General features: G+C 64.3%; 16 protein-coding genes and 1 pseudogene. 12 read left to right on the top strand and 5 right to left on the bottom strand.

Annotated elements, in window-relative coordinates; all coding sequences use genetic code 11:
* Positions 1-7: 7 nt before the first annotated feature.
* From ROP_RS15925 to ROP_RS15915, 3 genes are all read right to left on the bottom strand, one after another.
* Entirely contained in the window at positions 8-592 is a 585-nt protein-coding gene (locus ROP_RS15925; protein ID WP_012690426.1) for a GNAT family N-acetyltransferase, read from the bottom strand.
* Positions 589-1,950 carry a glycosyltransferase family 87 protein gene (locus ROP_RS15920; protein WP_012690425.1) on the bottom strand — a complete coding sequence of 454 codons (1,362 nt, stop codon included), beginning with the start codon at positions 1,948-1,950 and terminating at the stop codon, positions 589-591. The genes ROP_RS15925 and ROP_RS15920 overlap by 4 nt, the downstream gene beginning before the upstream one ends.
* Before the next feature lie 62 nt (positions 1,951-2,012).
* A complete protein-coding gene (locus tag ROP_RS15915; RefSeq protein WP_012690424.1) occupies positions 2,013-2,234 on the bottom strand; it encodes a DUF2945 domain-containing protein in 222 nt (73 codons plus the stop codon).
* Between the two features lie 161 nt (positions 2,235-2,395).
* On the opposite strand from ROP_RS15915, the gene rpsF reads away from it, so the two are divergent.
* From rpsF to ROP_RS15880, 7 genes are all read left to right on the top strand, one after another.
* Positions 2,396-2,683: a 30S ribosomal protein S6 gene (gene rpsF / locus ROP_RS15910; RefSeq protein WP_005249677.1), complete on the top strand. Its 288-nt coding sequence runs from the start codon at positions 2,396-2,398 to the stop codon at positions 2,681-2,683.
* Positions 2,684-2,748: 65 nt separating this feature from the next.
* Positions 2,749-3,270, top strand: coding sequence for a single-stranded DNA-binding protein (locus ROP_RS15905; protein ID WP_012690423.1), 522 nt, complete (start codon positions 2,749-2,751; stop codon positions 3,268-3,270).
* A gap of 38 nt (positions 3,271-3,308) precedes the next feature.
* The gene (rpsR, locus tag ROP_RS15900) at positions 3,309-3,551 is read left to right on the top strand and encodes a 30S ribosomal protein S18 (protein ID WP_005249686.1); all 243 of its coding nucleotides are present in this window, start codon (positions 3,309-3,311) and stop codon (positions 3,549-3,551) included.
* A gap of 17 nt (positions 3,552-3,568) precedes the next feature.
* Positions 3,569-4,024: a 50S ribosomal protein L9 gene (gene rplI / locus ROP_RS15895; RefSeq protein WP_012690422.1), complete on the top strand. Its 456-nt coding sequence runs from the start codon at positions 3,569-3,571 to the stop codon at positions 4,022-4,024.
* A gap of 573 nt (positions 4,025-4,597) precedes the next feature.
* Positions 4,598-6,751, top strand: a complete 2,154-nt coding sequence (gene dnaB, locus ROP_RS15890) for a replicative DNA helicase (RefSeq protein WP_012690421.1) — start codon at positions 4,598-4,600, stop codon at positions 6,749-6,751.
* Between the two features lie 628 nt (positions 6,752-7,379).
* On the top strand, positions 7,380-8,549 hold the full coding sequence (locus tag ROP_RS15885) for an LAGLIDADG family homing endonuclease (protein WP_231868930.1): 1,170 nt from the start codon (positions 7,380-7,382) through the stop codon (positions 8,547-8,549).
* Between the two features lie 211 nt (positions 8,550-8,760).
* Positions 8,761-9,342 carry a dihydrofolate reductase family protein gene (locus ROP_RS15880; protein WP_012690419.1) on the top strand — a complete coding sequence of 194 codons (582 nt, stop codon included), beginning with the start codon at positions 8,761-8,763 and terminating at the stop codon, positions 9,340-9,342.
* A 171-nt stretch (positions 9,343-9,513) separates the two neighbouring features.
* On the opposite strand, the gene ROP_RS15875 is transcribed toward ROP_RS15880, so the two are convergent.
* Positions 9,514-10,443: a hypothetical protein gene (locus ROP_RS15875; RefSeq protein WP_012690418.1), complete on the bottom strand. Its 930-nt coding sequence runs from the start codon at positions 10,441-10,443 to the stop codon at positions 9,514-9,516.
* A gap of 213 nt (positions 10,444-10,656) precedes the next feature.
* Here ROP_RS15875 and ROP_RS15870 point away from each other — a divergent pair, with 213 nt between their 5' ends.
* Positions 10,657-11,748 carry a YihY/virulence factor BrkB family protein gene (locus ROP_RS15870; protein ID WP_012690417.1) on the top strand — a complete coding sequence of 364 codons (1,092 nt, stop codon included), beginning with the start codon at positions 10,657-10,659 and terminating at the stop codon, positions 11,746-11,748.
* 242 nt (positions 11,749-11,990) lie between these two features.
* Here ROP_RS15870 and ROP_RS15865 read toward each other — a convergent pair whose 3' ends face one another.
* Positions 11,991-12,176: a hypothetical protein gene (locus ROP_RS15865; RefSeq protein WP_012690416.1), complete on the bottom strand. Its 186-nt coding sequence runs from the start codon at positions 12,174-12,176 to the stop codon at positions 11,991-11,993.
* Between the two features lie 319 nt (positions 12,177-12,495).
* Between ROP_RS15865 and ROP_RS44155 the strand changes: the two genes are divergently transcribed.
* The 4 genes and pseudogenes from ROP_RS44155 (at position 12,496) to ROP_RS15850 (ending at position 15,594) form a co-directional block, all read left to right on the top strand.
* Positions 12,496-12,741 (top strand): hypothetical protein, encoded by a 246-nt coding sequence (locus tag ROP_RS44155; protein ID WP_012690415.1) that lies wholly within the window; start codon positions 12,496-12,498, stop codon positions 12,739-12,741.
* A complete protein-coding gene (locus ROP_RS44150) occupies positions 12,741-13,283 on the top strand; it encodes an amidohydrolase family protein (protein ID WP_331457978.1) in 543 nt (180 codons plus the stop codon). The genes ROP_RS44155 and ROP_RS44150 overlap by 1 nt, the downstream gene beginning before the upstream one ends.
* Before the next feature lie 226 nt (positions 13,284-13,509).
* On the top strand, positions 13,510-14,286 hold the full coding sequence (locus ROP_RS15855) for a VOC family protein (RefSeq protein ID WP_043824831.1): 777 nt from the start codon (positions 13,510-13,512) through the stop codon (positions 14,284-14,286).
* A gap of 678 nt (positions 14,287-14,964) precedes the next feature.
* Positions 14,965-15,594 (top strand): annotated as a pseudogene (locus ROP_RS15850) (TetR/AcrR family transcriptional regulator).
* The last annotated feature ends 127 nt before the right edge of the window (positions 15,595-15,721 follow it).

The following is a 15,721-nucleotide window of genomic DNA, read 5'->3' as shown; positions in this document are numbered from 1 at the left end:
GGCCGCGTCAGCCCTCGACTCGCGCCTCGAGTCGGGGGCAGACCCGTGGCCACTCCTCGTCGATCATCGAGAACAGTGCGGTGTTGCGCCACGATCCGTCGCGGCGACGCCGGTGCTTGCGCAGGATGCCCTCGAACTCGGCCCCCAGCTTGGCGATGGCGCCGCGGGAATGGGCGTTGCGTTCGTCGGTGTGCCATTCGACGCGGACGGCGCCGAGGTCCTCGAACGCCCGCCGCAGCAACAGCAGTTTCGACTCCGGATTGATGAGCGTGCCCTGCGCGGAACGCGACAACCAGGTGTGCCCGATCGCGAGACTGCGATTCTTCGGGTCGATCAGATACAGCGACGTCGAACCGACGATCCGCTCGGCGGCGACGTCGATCTGCGCGTACGCCAACCGGGTCGGATCCTCGTCGGCGCTGCGGACGAACGCCGCGGCGTCGTCGCGGTCGGCGATGGCGACGGACGTCCAGTGGAAGATGCGGGGGTCGTCGACGGCGTCGAGCAGGCCGTCGACGTGCTTCTCGCCCAGCGGCTCGAGGCGTACGTGCCGTCCGGCGAGAGTGAGATGCGCGAACCAGGATTCGCTCATCGCACCGGCTCGGGAGATTTCAGCATCGGCTGCCTGCCGGACTCGGGGCCGGTACGCCCGCGGACGGGCGGTTGCCGCAGGGCGGCGCGCAGGAACACGAAGAACAGCACCACCAGCAGCCCCGCACGACCCCACACCCCGAACTTCACCAGCACCTCGAACGTCGACGCGTCCGCCTGGGCGGCGAGGGCGCCGAAGTATTTGAAGACGCCGATCCCCATCGACAGGTCCGCCACGAGGTACGCGGCGACGAGCCCCCACGGGACGCGCAGCAGCACGAAGAACGGGATGAGCCACAGCGTGTACTGCGGCGAGTGAACCTTGTGCAGCAGCAGGAAACCGCACAGCATGGCAGCGCTGACGGCGATCCACGGGTACACGCCGTCGCGGTGGAACCGCAGCCAGCCGAGCCGCAGGGCGATCGCGAACGCGACGCACACGAGCAGCGGCGACAGCAGGCTCACGGTCTGGTCGTACGCGGGCAGCGGGACGTCGTCGGCGACCGGACCGAACAGCGGACGCAGGCCCCAATACCAGATGGAGTTGGTGGTGAGGTCGGCCTGACGGTTCTCCTGGAAGGTGAACGAGGCCCGCCATCCGCTGTAGGAGATGAGGGCGAACGGCAGGTTCACCGCCACGACGGTGGTGATCGCGGCGACCGCGACCAGGACGGCGCCGCGCACGTCGTAGCGTCGTTCCGCGGTGCCGTTCCGCGTGAGGACGTATGCGATCAGCGGCAGCACGAACGCACCCGGATACAGCTTCAGGCAGAACCCGACGGCGAGGAGCACCGCCGCGAGCACCGCGCGGGTGCGCAGCGGTATGCGTTCGAGTGTCATGACGAAGATCGCGGCCACCGACGTCGCGACCACCGGCAGTTCCCAGTTGTGGAAGGCGTACAGCACCAGCGGCGGCGTCGCCGACCACAGCAGCGCCCACCAGCCGGCGAGCCGCCCCAGCATCCACGCCGTGAGCAGGCCGAACGGCGCGAGGATCAGCGCCGAGTGCAGCAGGAAGTCGGCGTCGGTGTGCGAACCGATGCCGCCGAGCCACATCAGCACGCCACTCAGCACCGGGTACTCCACGGTGCCGCCGGTGAGGACGCCGTCTGCGTTGATCCCGCCGGTGACGTACGGGAAGACGTGCAGGTTGACGTCGCGGCCGAGCCACAGGAACTGGATGTCGGAATAGCAGACCTGCGTGTCCTTGATGCGGTCGAAGATCAGGCTGCGCCCGACGCCGTCGAACGGCGCCCCGGCGCACCGCGCCTTCTGCAGGTAGCCGACGAGCATGGCGAGGCCCGCCAACCCGACGACGACCGCCGTGATCGGCGACCGCTGCCGAGCTCCGATGTGCATGAATCCACATTAGGGTGTGCGAGGGCCCGCGTGCGAAGCGGAAACGCTGCAGCGTGCGGCGGTCAGTCGTTCTTCCGGCGCAGAGCATCGGGTTTGTGGACGGCATCCCTTCCGCTCTTGTCGCTGACGACGCGGTACTGCGGGTCGTCCTCGGAGGCCCGCACGGTGCGGCCCGCCGCCTCGGTGTCCTCGGTGATCTTTTCCTCGACCTCGCCGGACGTCGTGGTGCCGTGCGTCTTCCACTCCACCTTGTCGCCCTGGCTCAACTTCTTGTCGGCTGCCATCGTGGACGCGTACCCACCCGCACCCCCGATCACACCGGCCGGCCTGATTTCGCTGGTCAGGGGCTCGTCGTGTACCCTGCAAAGGTTGCTGACGCAACGACCCTCCTGCCACGGACAGTCCGTGGCCGTTTTCACTAGTCCATAGGAGGTGATGAGGTCTTATGCGTCATTACGAATTGATGGTCATCCTTGACCCCAGCCTGGACGAGCGCACTGTTGCTCCTTCGCTGGATACGTTCCTCAATGTTGTTCGCCAGGACGGCGGCAAGATCGACAAGGTCGATGTCTGGGGTAAGCGTCGTCTCGCCTACGAGATCCTGAAGCACAGCGAAGGCATCTACGCGGTGATCGACATCAGCGCTACGCCCGCCACCGTCGCGGAGCTCGATCGTCAGCTCGGTCTGAACGAATCGGTGCTGCGTACGAAGGTTCTGCGCCACAACAAGTGATTTCTGTCGGTCACCAGCCCTAGGCTCGTGCCCAACCGAACTCCACATTCTGCAGGAGGAACCATATGGCAGGCGACACCGTCATCACCGTCATCGGAAACTTGACGGCTGATCCGGAGCTTCGATTCACCCCCGCGGGTGCCGCGGTCGCGAACTTCACTGTCGCGTCCACGCCCCGCACCTTCGACCGCCAGACCAATGAATGGAAAGACGGCGAAGCACTGTTTCTGCGTTGCAACATCTGGCGCGAGGCAGCCGAGAACGTCGCGGAGAGTTTGACCCGTGGCTCGCGAGTGATCGTGAGCGGCCGGCTCAAGCAGCGCTCCTACGAAACTCGTGAAGGTGAAAAGCGCACTGTCGTCGAGCTCGAGGTCGACGAGATCGGCCCCTCGCTGAGGTACGCCACGGCCAAGGTCAACAAGGCCAACCGTGGTGGCGGCGGCGGTGGAGGCTTCGGTTCCTCCGGCGGATCGGGCGGCGGACGTCCGCAATCCAATACCGGCGGAGATGATCCGTGGGGCAGCGCGCCGCAGGCGTCCGGCTCCTTCGGAGGCTCTGGTGGTGGGAGCGACGAACCCCCGTTCTGATCCGTACCTGATCGGAACATCCAGAAAAGAGCAAACAAATGCCGAAGCCGCCCTTGCGCGACAAGGTAATGAAGAAGAAGATCTGCATCTTCTGCAAAGAGAAGAACACGCAGATCAACTACAAGGACACGACGCTGCTGCGTAAGTACGTCAGCGACCGCGGCAAGATCCGCGCGCGCCGTGTCACCGGCAACTGCGTCCAGCACCAGCGCGACGTTGCCATTGCCGTCAAGAACTCACGTGAGGTGGCGTTGCTGCCTTACGCCACCGTGGCTCGCTAAGGAAAGGGAGGAAAGACATGAAGCTCATCCTCACCGCTGACGTGGACAACCTCGGTGCGCCTGGCGACACCGTCGAGGTCAAGGACGGCTACGGCCGCAACTACCTGCTGCCCCGCGGCCTGGCCATCGTCGCCACCCGTGGCGCCGAGAAGCAGGTCGAGGGCATCCGTCGTGCGCAGGAAGCCCGCGCCGTGCGCGGTCTCGACCACGCCAAGGAGCTCAAGGACGCCATCGAGGGCCTCGAGAGCATCTCGCTGACGGTCAAGACCGCCGGCGACTCGGGCAAGCTCTTCGGTTCGGTTACCGCCGCCGACGTCGCCGCTGCCATCAAGGCTGCCGGTGGACCCGTCGTCGACAAGCGCAGCCTGGAGCTGCCGAAGGCTCACATCAAGGCGACCGGCAAGCACGCCATCGTCGTGAACCTGCACCCCGACGTGGTTGCGAAGTTCCACCTGAACGTCGTCGGCGCCTAGTCGACAGTTCACACACAGGCCCCCCGGACGCCTCGGCGTGCGGGGGGCCTGTGCTTGTCGATCGCGGCTCACAGCCGCCTTTTCAGGCCTGGTTCTCGGGTGTTGAAGGCACGCAGTGGGACCGCTTCCAGCTGTGTCTGGAAGTTAGCCGCCCCGCCGACGATCTGTGAGGTGAATCATATTGCCACGCAGGGGCGACCAACTCAACACGCCCGAGTCGTCAACGCGAAAGACACGCCGAACGGGTTTTCATCCACAGTGGTGAGAAACCAAAAAACGCCTCTGAACTGGGTGTTTGGGATTGTGATATGCACTTATCCTCAGGTTATCCCCATGGGGTTAACACACGTACCCAGCGGTTTACACAATTTGTCCCCAGCTGTGTACACAGGCTGGTTTGAACACCGGGTAGCTAATCCCTAACGTCGTCCCGGCGTGTCTCGCGATCACGACGCCGGCTGCCACGACGTGGCTGGGAAGGTTGTCGGTGGGGGCGAGTACAAAGAGTTCGTAGCACCAACATCGGGAAGCTTTTCCCGGGGCGGCGCAACAGTGATGGGGAAGGTCGGTCGAGTGGCTGTAGTAGACGATCGGGGCCATTCCGAATACCCGGGCCCGCCCGACGCGGAGCCCGGTGAAGAGTTCGGTCGGCAGCCCCCTCAGGACATGGCGGCGGAGCAGTCGGTGCTCGGCGGCATGCTTCTCAGCAAGGACGCCATCGCAGACGTGCTCGAGGTCCTCCGTCCCGGCGACTTCTACCGTCCCGCGCATCAGTCGGTGTACGACGTGATCCTGGACCTCTACAGCCGCGGTGAGCCCGCCGACCCGGTGACGGTGTCCGCGGAACTGGATCGCCGCGGCGAACTCCGCCGCATCGGTGGTGCGCCCTATCTGGTGACGCTCACCCAGACGGTGCCCACCGCCGCCAACGCCGGCTACTACGCCGAGATCGTGGCGGAAAAGGCCATCCTGCGTCGCCTCGTCGACGCCGGCACCCGCATCGTCCAGTACGGCTACACCGGCGGCGAGGGCCAGGACGTCGCCGAGGTCGTCGACCGCGCGCAGGCCGAGATCTTCGAGGTCACCGAACGCCGCACCACCGAAGACTTCGTCCCCCTCGAGGAACTCCTGCAGCCCACGATGGACGAGATCGACTCCATCGCCAGCCGCGGTGGCATCTCCCTCGGCGTCCCCACCGGCTTCGTCGAACTCGACGAAATCACCAACGGCCTCCACCCCGGCCAGATGATCATCGTCGCGGCGCGTCCCGGTGTGGGTAAGGCGCTCGCCCTCGACACCCCCCTGGCTACGCCCACCGGCTGGACCACCATGGGCGACGTCCAGGTCGGCGACCACCTCATCGACGCCGACGGCAGGCCCACCCGCGTCGTCGCCGCCACCGACGTCATGGTCGGCCGGCCCTGCTACGAGGTGGAATTCTCCGACGGCACCGTCCTCGTCGCCGACGAGCAGCATCAGTGGCTGACGGACGTCGACGGCCGGGCCGCCGTCCGCACCACGGTTCAGATCGCCGGTTCGGTCGACCGCGGCCACCAGGTTGCGCACACGCGCGCACTGCAGCTGCCGACGTCCGCTGTGCGCGTCGATCCCTACGCCCTGGGAGCCTCGCTCCCCGTTCAGGCCGATGCCACGCGCATTCCGGCGGAACTGTTGCGCGGTTCGGTAGCCGAGCGCCGCGAGTTGCTCGCCGGGCTGCTCGATGTAGCGGGATCGGTCGCCGACGACGGCTCGGTGCTGTTCGAGACCGGCAACCTCCCGCTACCCGACGATGTCGCCGAACTCGTGGTCGGCCTGGGGTACGACTGCCGTCGTGTCGGCGGCGGTGTCACCTTCAGTGCCGACGATGAGGTGTTTCAACTTCATCGGAAAGCGATCCGGCACAAGGAGCTTCGCGGCGAGGTCGATGGCGCGCGCCGCATCGTCGCCGTCCGACCGATCGCGAGTGTCCCCGTGCGGTGCGTCGAGGTCGACAACGCCGACCACTTGTACCTCGCGGGCCGGTCGATGGTGCCCACCCACAACTCCACGCTCGGAATGGATTTCCTGCGCTCGTGCTCCGTTAAGCACGGCATGGCCAGCGTCATGTTCTCGCTGGAAATGAGCAAGACCGAGATCGTCATGCGTCTGCTGTCGGCGGAGGCGAAGATCAAACTCGGTGACATGCGCTCCGGCAAGATGACCGACGACGACTGGACGAAGCTCGCTCGCCGTATGAGCGAGATCAGTGAGGCGCCGCTGTTCATCGACGACTCGCCCAACCTCACGATGATGGAGATTCGCGCAAAAGCCAGGCGGCTCAAGCAGAAACATGACATCAAGCTGATCGTGATCGACTACCTGCAGCTGATGAGCTCCGGTAAGAAGGTCGAGTCACGTCAGCAGGAAGTCTCCGAGTTCTCCCGTAGTCTCAAGCTTCTGGCGAAGGAACTCGAAGTTCCCGTGGTCGCGATCTGCCAGCTGAACCGTGGTCCAGAACAGCGGCAGGATAAGCGCCCGCAGGTCGCTGACCTGCGCGAATCCGGCAGTCTCGAGCAGGATGCCGACATGGTGATCCTGCTTTACCGCCCCGACGCGACCGAACGCGACGACCCTCGCGGCGGTGAGGCGGACCTCATTCTCGGTAAGCACCGTAACGGTCCTACCGCGACAATCACTGTGGCGCACCAGCTTCACCTGTCCAAGTTCGTAGACATGGCGAGAGGTTAGGTAGCAGCAGCGAAAGCTAGTGCTCGCGCGGCGGTGTCACTCCTCATGGGGTGGCACCGCCGTTGTGGTTTGTGGCTGCTTGGTCCGGCGCTGTCATCGCCTAACGTTGCGCTATTTCCTTCTCCGGCTTGGGATGCCGTAATCGGCGACTCCCGCACCCTCCAGTATGTGCACAAGCTCGGAAAGGGGCTCGGCGGTGTCGCTGGTGCTGCACTTGGAGATTCCTTCCTTCGTGGCGGTGCAGAACCCTTCGTTATCGTGAGTCATTGATTGGCGAAATGTAATGCAGCCATTAGTAATTAACTGATTGGGAGTGTTGCGCGCGGGTGCTGTCCGCGACCATCTACCGTAAAAAATCTCAAAACCTGTTGCACCACTTAATTTTCGATACACTCACCCAAGTGGGTTAATCGAATCAGGGGGAGTGGTCATGGGTGGGGAATTGGGATCGATTGTAAGTGACCTATCGGAACTCGTATCGGAGGGATTGGGTACTTCGAGTCTAGCTTCAGGCATACCTTCATCTGCGCGTGTCTTGCGCGCCGACGCTGGTGGGCCCGTTGAATTAAGGGAGATCGCGTGTTCGATTGAGCCGCAATGTGTGTGGTCACTAAGTGAGGACCTGCGAATGGTCGCCAGACCTCTGGGCAAGGTTGTCCGTGCCGGAGTGGCCAATGTCCTCCGAGTGCATCTCGCGTCAGGTCGTCAGATCGAACTGTCGCGCGACCAGGAGTTCAGAACGGTGACCGGCTGGATTCCGGTGAGAAAACTGGAGATCGGTCAACGACTGGCCATACCGCGATACATACCCGAGCCGACTCGTGGGTCGCAACTCGCTGATGCTGAGATCATTCTGCTGGCGCACATGATCGGGGACGGATCATGTGTAAAGCGCCAGCCGATTCGCTATGCATCGATCGATGAACAGAATCTCGCAGCTGTGACTTCGGCGGCCACCCATTTCGGTGTCACCGCGATTCGTGACGAGTATCCAGCTGCGCGCTGTATCACGCTGCGATTGCCGGCGCCCTATAGGCTCGGGCACGGCAAGCGTAATCCCATTGCGGCCTGGCTTGATGAACTCGGACTCTTCGGGTTGCGTAGCTATGAGAAGTTCGTTCCCGAAGTGATATTCGGGCTTGGAAATGATCAAGTTGCGTTGTTCCTGAGACATCTGTGGGCGACGGATGGCTCGGTTCGGTGGGACGAGAAGGGAAATCAGGGCCGCGTGTATTATGCGTCGACGAGCCGTCGCCTGGTCGACGATGTCGCGATGCTACTGCTTCGGCTCGGCGTTCACGGACGGATCAAACGGGTCCGTAAGGCGGACTATCGCGATTGCTGGTTCTTGACGATTGACGGCGTCCAGAACCAGACACAGTTCCTCTCCGTGGCGGGCGTGCACGGCGCCAGGGGCGAAGCTGCGCGAAGGGTACTGGGTGAGCTTTTGTCGTTGGCTCCCAACACAAACGTCGATACCATACCGAAAGAGATCTGGGTGAGAGTTCGTGAGATCCTTGCCTCGCAAGGCGTCACCTATCGTGCATTCGCAGCAGCAATGAACACCAAATTCTGTGGATCGACCCTGTGGAAGCATTCCGTGAGTCGGTCCAGGCTCGCGAAGGTCGCCGAGGTGCTCGACGACGACGGCCTCAGGGTCCTCGCCACGAGCGACGTGTTCTGGGACAGAGTCGTCGACATCGTCAGCGCGGGTATTCGGGAGGTATTCACCTGCTCCGTCCTCGGCGCACACAACCTGGTCGTCGACGGCGTCGTGGTGCGGAAAATTGGGCAATAGGTCCACGCTGCGGTCGATCGCGGTTGTAAATCCCGCAGCTCGGTGTGTCACCTCTATGTTCATCCGACCTGCGTGACCGGCCGGTGACGGTAGAGCATGTTCGAGGCCGACCCGTCATTGCTGAGCTGCGAGACCGGTTGATCGATTTCTCACACGTGCGACAGCGCACGACACGCTAGTTTGGGGGCACCCCAACGTAGAGGAGAGCCCCGTGGGCAAGGTGGTCATGTACAGCTCGGTGTCGGTGGACGGCTTCGTCGCGGACGAGAATGACCAGCCCGGACCGCTGTTCGAATGGTTGTCCAGCGGTGACGTCCCGTTGGACGAGAGCGGCGAGTTAAAGGTGTCGCAGACGTCCTACGACTACACCCGGCCGTACTGGGACCAGATCGGGGTGACGATCGTGGGCCGTCACGTGTTCGACCTGACGGACGGCTGGGACGGGAAGCCTCCGGGCGGGATCGATCACGTGGTCGTCGTGACGCACCGGCCGGAGCCCGAGGGCTGGGATCCCGAGGCGCCGTTTCTCTTCGTCAACGGCGTCGAGGCAGCCGTGGCCAAAGCGCAGGAGCTTGCGGGGGACCGGGTGGTCGAGGTCGCCGCCGGCGACGTCGGTGGCCAGGTGCTTGCCGCGGGTCTGATCGACGAGGTCCGCATGGATGTCGTACCCGTCGTGTTCGGGTCCGGTAAGCGTTACTTCGGGTCGGTCCACGCGCAGCACTTGTTGGAGGGTCCGGACGTGGTGATTCAGGGCAACCGGGTGCTGCACCTGCGCTATCGGGTGCGCCGTTGACCGATACGAGCGGGTTCGCGAAGAAGTCCACTGCGAACAAGCGCGGCCAACGACCGCGGTGAGTCCCGTTGCACCGGAGGTCATCGAAGACACGGAAGTAGAGCGGTCAGGGCAGCGGATCTCGTGCAGGCGGGCGGTTGCAGCGCATGGTCCGGCGATCGGTTGTCGTGCTCAGGGTGGAGGTACCACACCGGCAGGTAGAGCCCAGTCGGGCGGGATGGTACCGGCGAGCTGGTCGAGGCGGGGATCGTTCATGGTGTTGTAGCGGTCGATCAGATCCCGGATGGGAACCTGCGTCGGCTGTGGTGACGGTGATGCCGGGTCCGGTGTGAAGGCGCCGAGAACGTCACTGGTGTGCTGGTCGGCGGTGCCGTAGGTGTTGGCCGATACCGAGAAATCGGGTCCGAAGGATGCGGAGGCGACGATGCTGGGCCCGTAGTCGGACCACCCCCACTTGGATCCGGTGACCGAAGGCAGCCTGCCGGTTCCCCAGTTCTGATGGGTGCCATCGGCAGCGATGGGAGCCGCGGTGGCCATCCAGTCCAGAATGCGGCTGTCCGGATCGGTGGTCTTTTTCGCTTCGAGGAAGGTCACGGTGTCCGCGGTGCTGGTGACCGCATTGCCCCAGAATTCGGCACCGTGGGTACTGGTGAGCCGGTACTCGGCGGCGATCGCGTCGATCGACTGCGGGTATTTGGCGTATGCCTGTGAGGCGGCGTTGTCGTCGCTGTCGCGGATCATTCGCTCGCCCAGCGCGAGGTCCTCGGGCGAGCCGTCACCGTGCCGGATCATGTAATCGGCGACATACAGTTTCACGATCGACAAACCCGGCCGAGCTTCCCCCTGATTCGCCGTCCCGACGCGGGTTCCGCTCGGAGTGTGCGCGAACGACAGCGCCGTCCGCCCGGGTACCTCCTCGATCCGGTCGGGCGTCGGTGCGGCGTGTGCCGTCATTCCGGACACGGAGGCGAGCAGCGCGGCCGCCAACAGTGTCAGCGCGGCGCGCCGCGGCCAGCGGCGGTGACACGCTGCATCAGGTGACGGCTCGATCCCGTGACGGCCCCGCCCCGGCGAGGCCGTCGATGCTGCGGTCTTCATCATTCCCGAGTACCCGGTTCGACGTCGATTCAGCCATCCGCCTCAATGTGCGGGCGGCCGTGCATTCGTGCCGAAGATGGCTCGTTGTTGCGGTGCGCATCGCACCAACGGTGGTTGCTCGGACTTGTCGACTCCGCGCGGTAGCATTTGCGCCCGACCCCAACGGACCGCGGACACCGCGTTTTCCGTGCGCGTGATCGCGGGTAGACGTCGATAATGGTCAACGAACACAGAACCGAGCCCGACCCGGACGATCCCCGTAAGCCGGAGTCGCCGGGAGATCTCACCAAGCCTTCGTGGTGGTATGTGATACGAAAGACCGCCCACGAGTTCACCCGCGACGAGTGCACCGATCTCGCTGCCGCATTGACGTACTACGCGGTGCTGTCGCTGTTTCCGGCCCTGCTCGCAATGGTGTCGCTGCTCGGTGTCTTCGGTCAGGGGCAGCGCACCACCGACACCGTTCTGCAGATCGTCGACGACCTCGGTCCGTCGTCGGCGGTCGATACTCTGCGTGACCCGATCACCCAGCTCGTCCAGACACCGTCGGCGGGTGCGGCTCTGATCCTGGGTCTTCTCGGTGCGGTGTGGTCGGCGTCCGGGTACATCGGGGCGTTCGGGCGCGCCATGAACCGCATCTACGAGGTGGAGGAAGGCCGGCCGGTCTGGAAGCTGCGGCCACTGCAGTTGCTCGTCACACTCGTCGGACTCGTCCTCGTTGCGCTCGCCGCACTGATGCTCGCGATCAGCGGACCCGTCGCGCGGTCGGTAGGCGACGCGATCGGCTTCGGCGATACCGCACTGACGGTATGGAACATCGCCCGGTGGCCGTTCATCCTCGGCGTCGTCATCGTCGCGGTTGCCATCCTCTATTACGTGACACCGAACGTGCAGCAGCCGAAGTTCCGCTGGGTGAGCGCCGGTGCCCTCGTCGGGATCGTGACGTGGATCCTGGTCTCGGTCCTGTTCGGGCTGTACGTGTCGAACTTCGGCAGCTACAACAAAACATACGGCTCGCTCGCCGGGGTCATTGTTTTTCTGCTCTGGTTGTGGATCACCAACTTGGCGTTGCTGTTCGGTGCCGAGCTGGACGCGGAACTCGAACGAGGGCGAGAGCTGCAGGCGGGACTGCCGGCGGAGAACACCATCCAACTTCCGCCCCGGGACACCAGGGTGTCGGACAAGAATACCGAGAAGTACGAGGAGTTCGTCGAGCAGGGGCGAGCGCTGCGGGCCAGCGACGGTGCGACCTCCGCTGTCGATACAGTCGACGTGGCCGACGACGTTCCCCGAACGGACAAAACCTAGCGCCGAGAGCGAGACGGCTCCCCCTCGAACGGCGCAGCGGTTCGGGTCCACCAGAGAGAGCGCCAGTCCGTAAGGGCGAACGCACGGGCCGCCTCTTCATCCCGGGGACCACAACGTTCCCGACGGGGCGCTACGGAGATGGCTGACTACCCGACCGGACGTGGACCCGGTTTTGAGGTCACCGTCGTTCGTCGGAGAAGTAAGTTTCTGGCGAATCCACTCGACACCGGGGTGTGGCTGCGCTAACGGGCACCCTCGGTGTCGTCGAAGAACGACCAGCCGTCGGTGTGTTGCACTTCCATCCGCCAGCCGAGTTCGCTGTTGTCGGCGCGGACGTCGACGAACCAGGCGTGTGCGTCTTCCGCGCTCTCGATGTCCTTGGTCTCGACGACAGTGCCGGTGGGATCGAGTACTCGATAGGTAGCCATGCCCGTTCGATTGCCCGCAAACGTGCAGTGTTAACCGTCGAGACGGGACGGCTCTGTGTCCGGTGACCGCTACGGTGGCGTGGATCCTGCCGGCGGCCGCGGGACTCGGGTGAATACCCTGCATCACTTGTTTCCGTCGTCGGGTGCGGCCGGTGCCAAAGGGTATGCGGACGGGGGCGAGCAAGCGCGAATGAAACGCGATACACGCGGACAGCCGGGCCGATTGCTGGTACATCGGATGCATGGATTCTCACCCGTGGATTGACACTCATGTCCATCTGGTCGACTTCCTGCAGCGGCCGGGGCGGATGCACTGCCGGTGAAGAAGAAATGGTCGACGGCCGAACCTGTGCGGCCGGACTACTACCTCGACGACAACGCACCGTGTCACTATCATTCGCTCACCGACGCGACGGTCCTCGATGTCCTTCCGGACCTCGAATCAAACGGCGTGCTCGAGGTCGCGCCGCTCGTCTGCGGGTTCGACCCGACCGATCTGCTGGCGATCGAGCACCTCGAGTTCGCTGGAGCCGGTCGGATCGGTGGGCCGGTGTCGGCGAGGTGATGTTCCGGCACGACGATCTCACGAACCTGACGTATGGGGATGAGGTGCCGTCACCGGATCACGTCGCGATGGACCCCGTTCTGGACTTCTGCGCGCAAAACGATGCGCCGATCTCGCTCCACCACGATTCGAGTTCCGTGAAAATGCCGGATCGGCACGAATACGCCGGAAGCCTCCAGCGTGCCCTCGAGCGTCATCCGTCGACCTCGGTGGTCTGGTGTCACGCCGGAGTGTCCCGGCAGGTCGTCCCATCCGGACAACTGGATCTGGTACGCGGGATGATCGAACGGCATCGCAATCTGACAGTCGAGTTGTCGTGGGTGCTGCTCGATCGTATCGCCGACGAGAGCAGCGCAGACAAGGACTGGGTGAGACTCGTTGCGCGACAACCGGAGCGGTTCGTGGTCGGTACCGACGCCGTGGCACGGGCCGACACGGTCGACACCCGGGGCCGGCAGATCCGAACCTTCCTCTCCGCGCTTCCGGCGAGTGCGGCGGAATGCGTGGGGTTTCGCAACGCCGAGGCCCTGTGGTTCGGATAGAGCGTTGGGATGGGCGCAGCATCGAAACCTGAGCTGGGTACACCGTCGACGCTGATAACGGGAAGGGGCATGCGTATCTGGTCTGACGGGTCGTCTCATCGGCGCGTTCAGCTGGCCGAATAGCGCACGCTGTCGTCCTCGGGTCGGAAACGGCGTGAGAAGTGCCATGTCGTCTGTCGGTGCCGCAAGCTAGCGTCGAGTGGTACCCGACAGCTGAGGAGCAGCAATGAGCGCGGTCACGATGAATCAACCACTCGGCACCCCCACCTGGATCGACCTGGGCATTCCCGACCTCGACCGGGCGATGACCTTCTACGGGTCGGTCTTCGGGTGGGCGTTCGACGTGGGTCCCGAGGAGTACGGGCGGTACACGATGTGTCTGCTCGGCGGCAAGAAGGTCGCCGCGCTGATGCCAAATGCCGACGAGAACGCCACCGAGTTCTGGTGGAACGTCTACCTGGCGACCGATGATCTCGATGCGACTCTCGCTCGCTCCGCAGATGCGGGTGGCACTCTGCTGGTGGAGCCGATGGATATCGCCGACCAGGGGCGGATGGCGATGGTGCGGGATCCGGCCGGTGCGCAGTTCGGCCTGTGGCAGGGGCGGGCGCACGTTGGCTGCGAACTGGTAAACGAGCCGAACACGTTGTTGCGCAACGACTTGGTGACACCGAATCCCGGCCCTGCGCGGGACTTCTACACGGCGGTGTTCGACTTCACGCTGGACGGGAACGACGACCTGCCCGGAGTGGACTTCACCTTTCTGCGCAGACCGGACGGGCACGAGATCGGTGGCATCGTGGGTGACCCGGCCGCCTCGGAATCCTCTTGGGGCACGCTCTTCCAGGTTGCCGATGCGGACGCGGCCGTTGCCGCAGCCCGGGCCAACGGGGGCACCGCGGAGGACCCGACGGACATGGCATACGGGCGGACCGCGGATGTCACCGATCCCTTCGGGGCAAAGTTCACGGTAGGTTCCCCGCTCCTGGGTGGGCAGGGGTAGAGGGGTCTCGGGGATGTAGCTATCCGGTTCGGAAAGTGCCGGCGCTGCTCGAAGCCTTGTGTCCGAGTGAGAAAGGACGTGCCGGTCTCTCGGTGATTCCCGAGGTGAATGGGCTCCGGGGATGCAGCAGTCGATGACAACCGTGATCTCACAGGTTATCCGCCGGGGCGTACGAGAATTCGATGAGCACGTCGCCTTGGCGCGAGAATGGCGCCGTGTCGACACGAATTCGTTCGAGACGGCATAAGTTTCGAAACTCCAAGGTGGTTCACTGCGAGTGTCGAAGTCGCTGTTCACGGCGGCCCGGCTCCCACCTGGTGAGTCGGGCTAGCGCGGATTTTATCGAGTGCGGTCGATCAGCCGATGCCGATACCGCCGCCGAACGTGACACTCAGCCAATTCAGGAACGCCTCGAAGGCGACCGCGAAGTCACCTCCTGCAGAACCCATTATCCCTTCACTCCTCTTTCCTATTGTTATTTACGGAATCACCGATCCCGCCTACTTGCATATCGCACGAAGGTGCGCCCGGCGTTTCACGAAACCGAGAACCAAATTTCTTTCGAAAGGGATGGAAAGCCAAGGACAACTGCTCAAAATCGGAATTGGACGACTGCTCAGAATTCTTCCGCACGGTGATCACCGCCGCCGACCAGGATAGGAGGTCTACCCTCAGCAAATGGGCAAGAACCTCCCCGCCGCCGAGCGCCGCGCCCAGTTGATCGAGGCGGCGTTGACGATCGCGGCCGAACATGGGGTCGCGGCGCTGACCACGCGCCCGATGGCCGCCGCGGCCGGGGTCTCCGTCGGGGTGGTGCACTACCACTTCACCGACAAGGACACGCTCCTGACCCACCTCGGCGAAACCCAGATTTTGCAGGTCAACGACGTAATGCGGGCGGCGTTCGGGCAGTACACCGGGTGGGCTGACCGGGCTCGCGGCCCTCTCGGATTTGCTGCGTGCGGGGATCCGCGGGCTGTGGCCGATCATCGAATCGACCCCCGATCGCCAATTGCTGACCTACGAGATCACCGCCCACGCATTGCGCCAACGCAGCGCCGGCAACCTGGCGGCCGGGGCGATCGCCGAGCGGCAGTACCGCACCATGGACGCCGAAACCGTCGCATTCCTCACCCTGTGCGCGAACCGATCCGGTGTCAGTGGACCACCCCGGTCGATCAGGTCGCCCGGTTCGCGCTGGCATGCATGAACGGGGTGGTGCTGCGCTGGCTGGTCGACCGGGACAGCGCCGCCGCCCTCACCGCCCTCGACGACCTCGTACAGATTCTCGCCACCGAGGCCGGTTGAGCGGACCTGGCCCACGCGATCCGATCGGTGGCCGAATGCGGGGCCACGAGGGGGCGAAAACCGGAGCGGAACTCGCTGCCGCGGTCCGTGTTGTGCCGCGGGGCAGCGTAGTTCGCGGGTACCCGAA

It is taken from the genome of Rhodococcus opacus B4 (assembly GCF_000010805.1).
GTDB classification, from domain to species: Bacteria; Actinomycetota; Actinomycetes; order Mycobacteriales; family Mycobacteriaceae; genus Rhodococcus_F; species Rhodococcus_F opacus_C.
This window is presented reverse-complemented; position numbering and strand designations above follow the sequence as displayed.

Bases quoted from the DNA above. Each gene is read 5' to 3' on its own strand.
- ROP_RS15925 (WP_012690426.1), bottom strand. From the start codon at position 592: ATGAGCGAATCCTGGTTCGCGCATCTCACTCTCGCCGGACGGCACGTA.
- ROP_RS15920 (WP_012690425.1), bottom strand. From the start codon at position 1,950: ATGCACATCGGAGCTCGGCAGCGGTCGCCGATCACGGCGGTCGTCGTC.
- ROP_RS15915 (WP_012690424.1), bottom strand. From the start codon at position 2,234: ATGGCAGCCGACAAGAAGTTGAGCCAGGGCGACAAGGTGGAGTGGAAG.
- rpsF (WP_005249677.1), top strand. From the start codon at position 2,396: ATGCGTCATTACGAATTGATGGTCATCCTTGACCCCAGCCTGGACGAG.
- ROP_RS15905 (WP_012690423.1), top strand. From the start codon at position 2,749: ATGGCAGGCGACACCGTCATCACCGTCATCGGAAACTTGACGGCTGAT.
- rpsR (WP_005249686.1), top strand. From the start codon at position 3,309: ATGCCGAAGCCGCCCTTGCGCGACAAGGTAATGAAGAAGAAGATCTGC.
- rplI (WP_012690422.1), top strand. From the start codon at position 3,569: ATGAAGCTCATCCTCACCGCTGACGTGGACAACCTCGGTGCGCCTGGC.
- ROP_RS15885 (WP_231868930.1), top strand. From the start codon at position 7,380: ATGGTCGCCAGACCTCTGGGCAAGGTTGTCCGTGCCGGAGTGGCCAAT.
- ROP_RS15875 (WP_012690418.1), bottom strand. From the start codon at position 10,443: ATGATGAAGACCGCAGCATCGACGGCCTCGCCGGGGCGGGGCCGTCAC.
- ROP_RS15870 (WP_012690417.1), top strand. From the start codon at position 10,657: ATGGTCAACGAACACAGAACCGAGCCCGACCCGGACGATCCCCGTAAG.
- ROP_RS15865 (WP_012690416.1), bottom strand. From the start codon at position 12,176: ATGGCTACCTATCGAGTACTCGATCCCACCGGCACTGTCGTCGAGACC.
- ROP_RS44150 (WP_331457978.1), top strand. From the start codon at position 12,741: ATGTTCCGGCACGACGATCTCACGAACCTGACGTATGGGGATGAGGTG.
- ROP_RS15855 (WP_043824831.1), top strand. From the start codon at position 13,510: ATGAGCGCGGTCACGATGAATCAACCACTCGGCACCCCCACCTGGATC.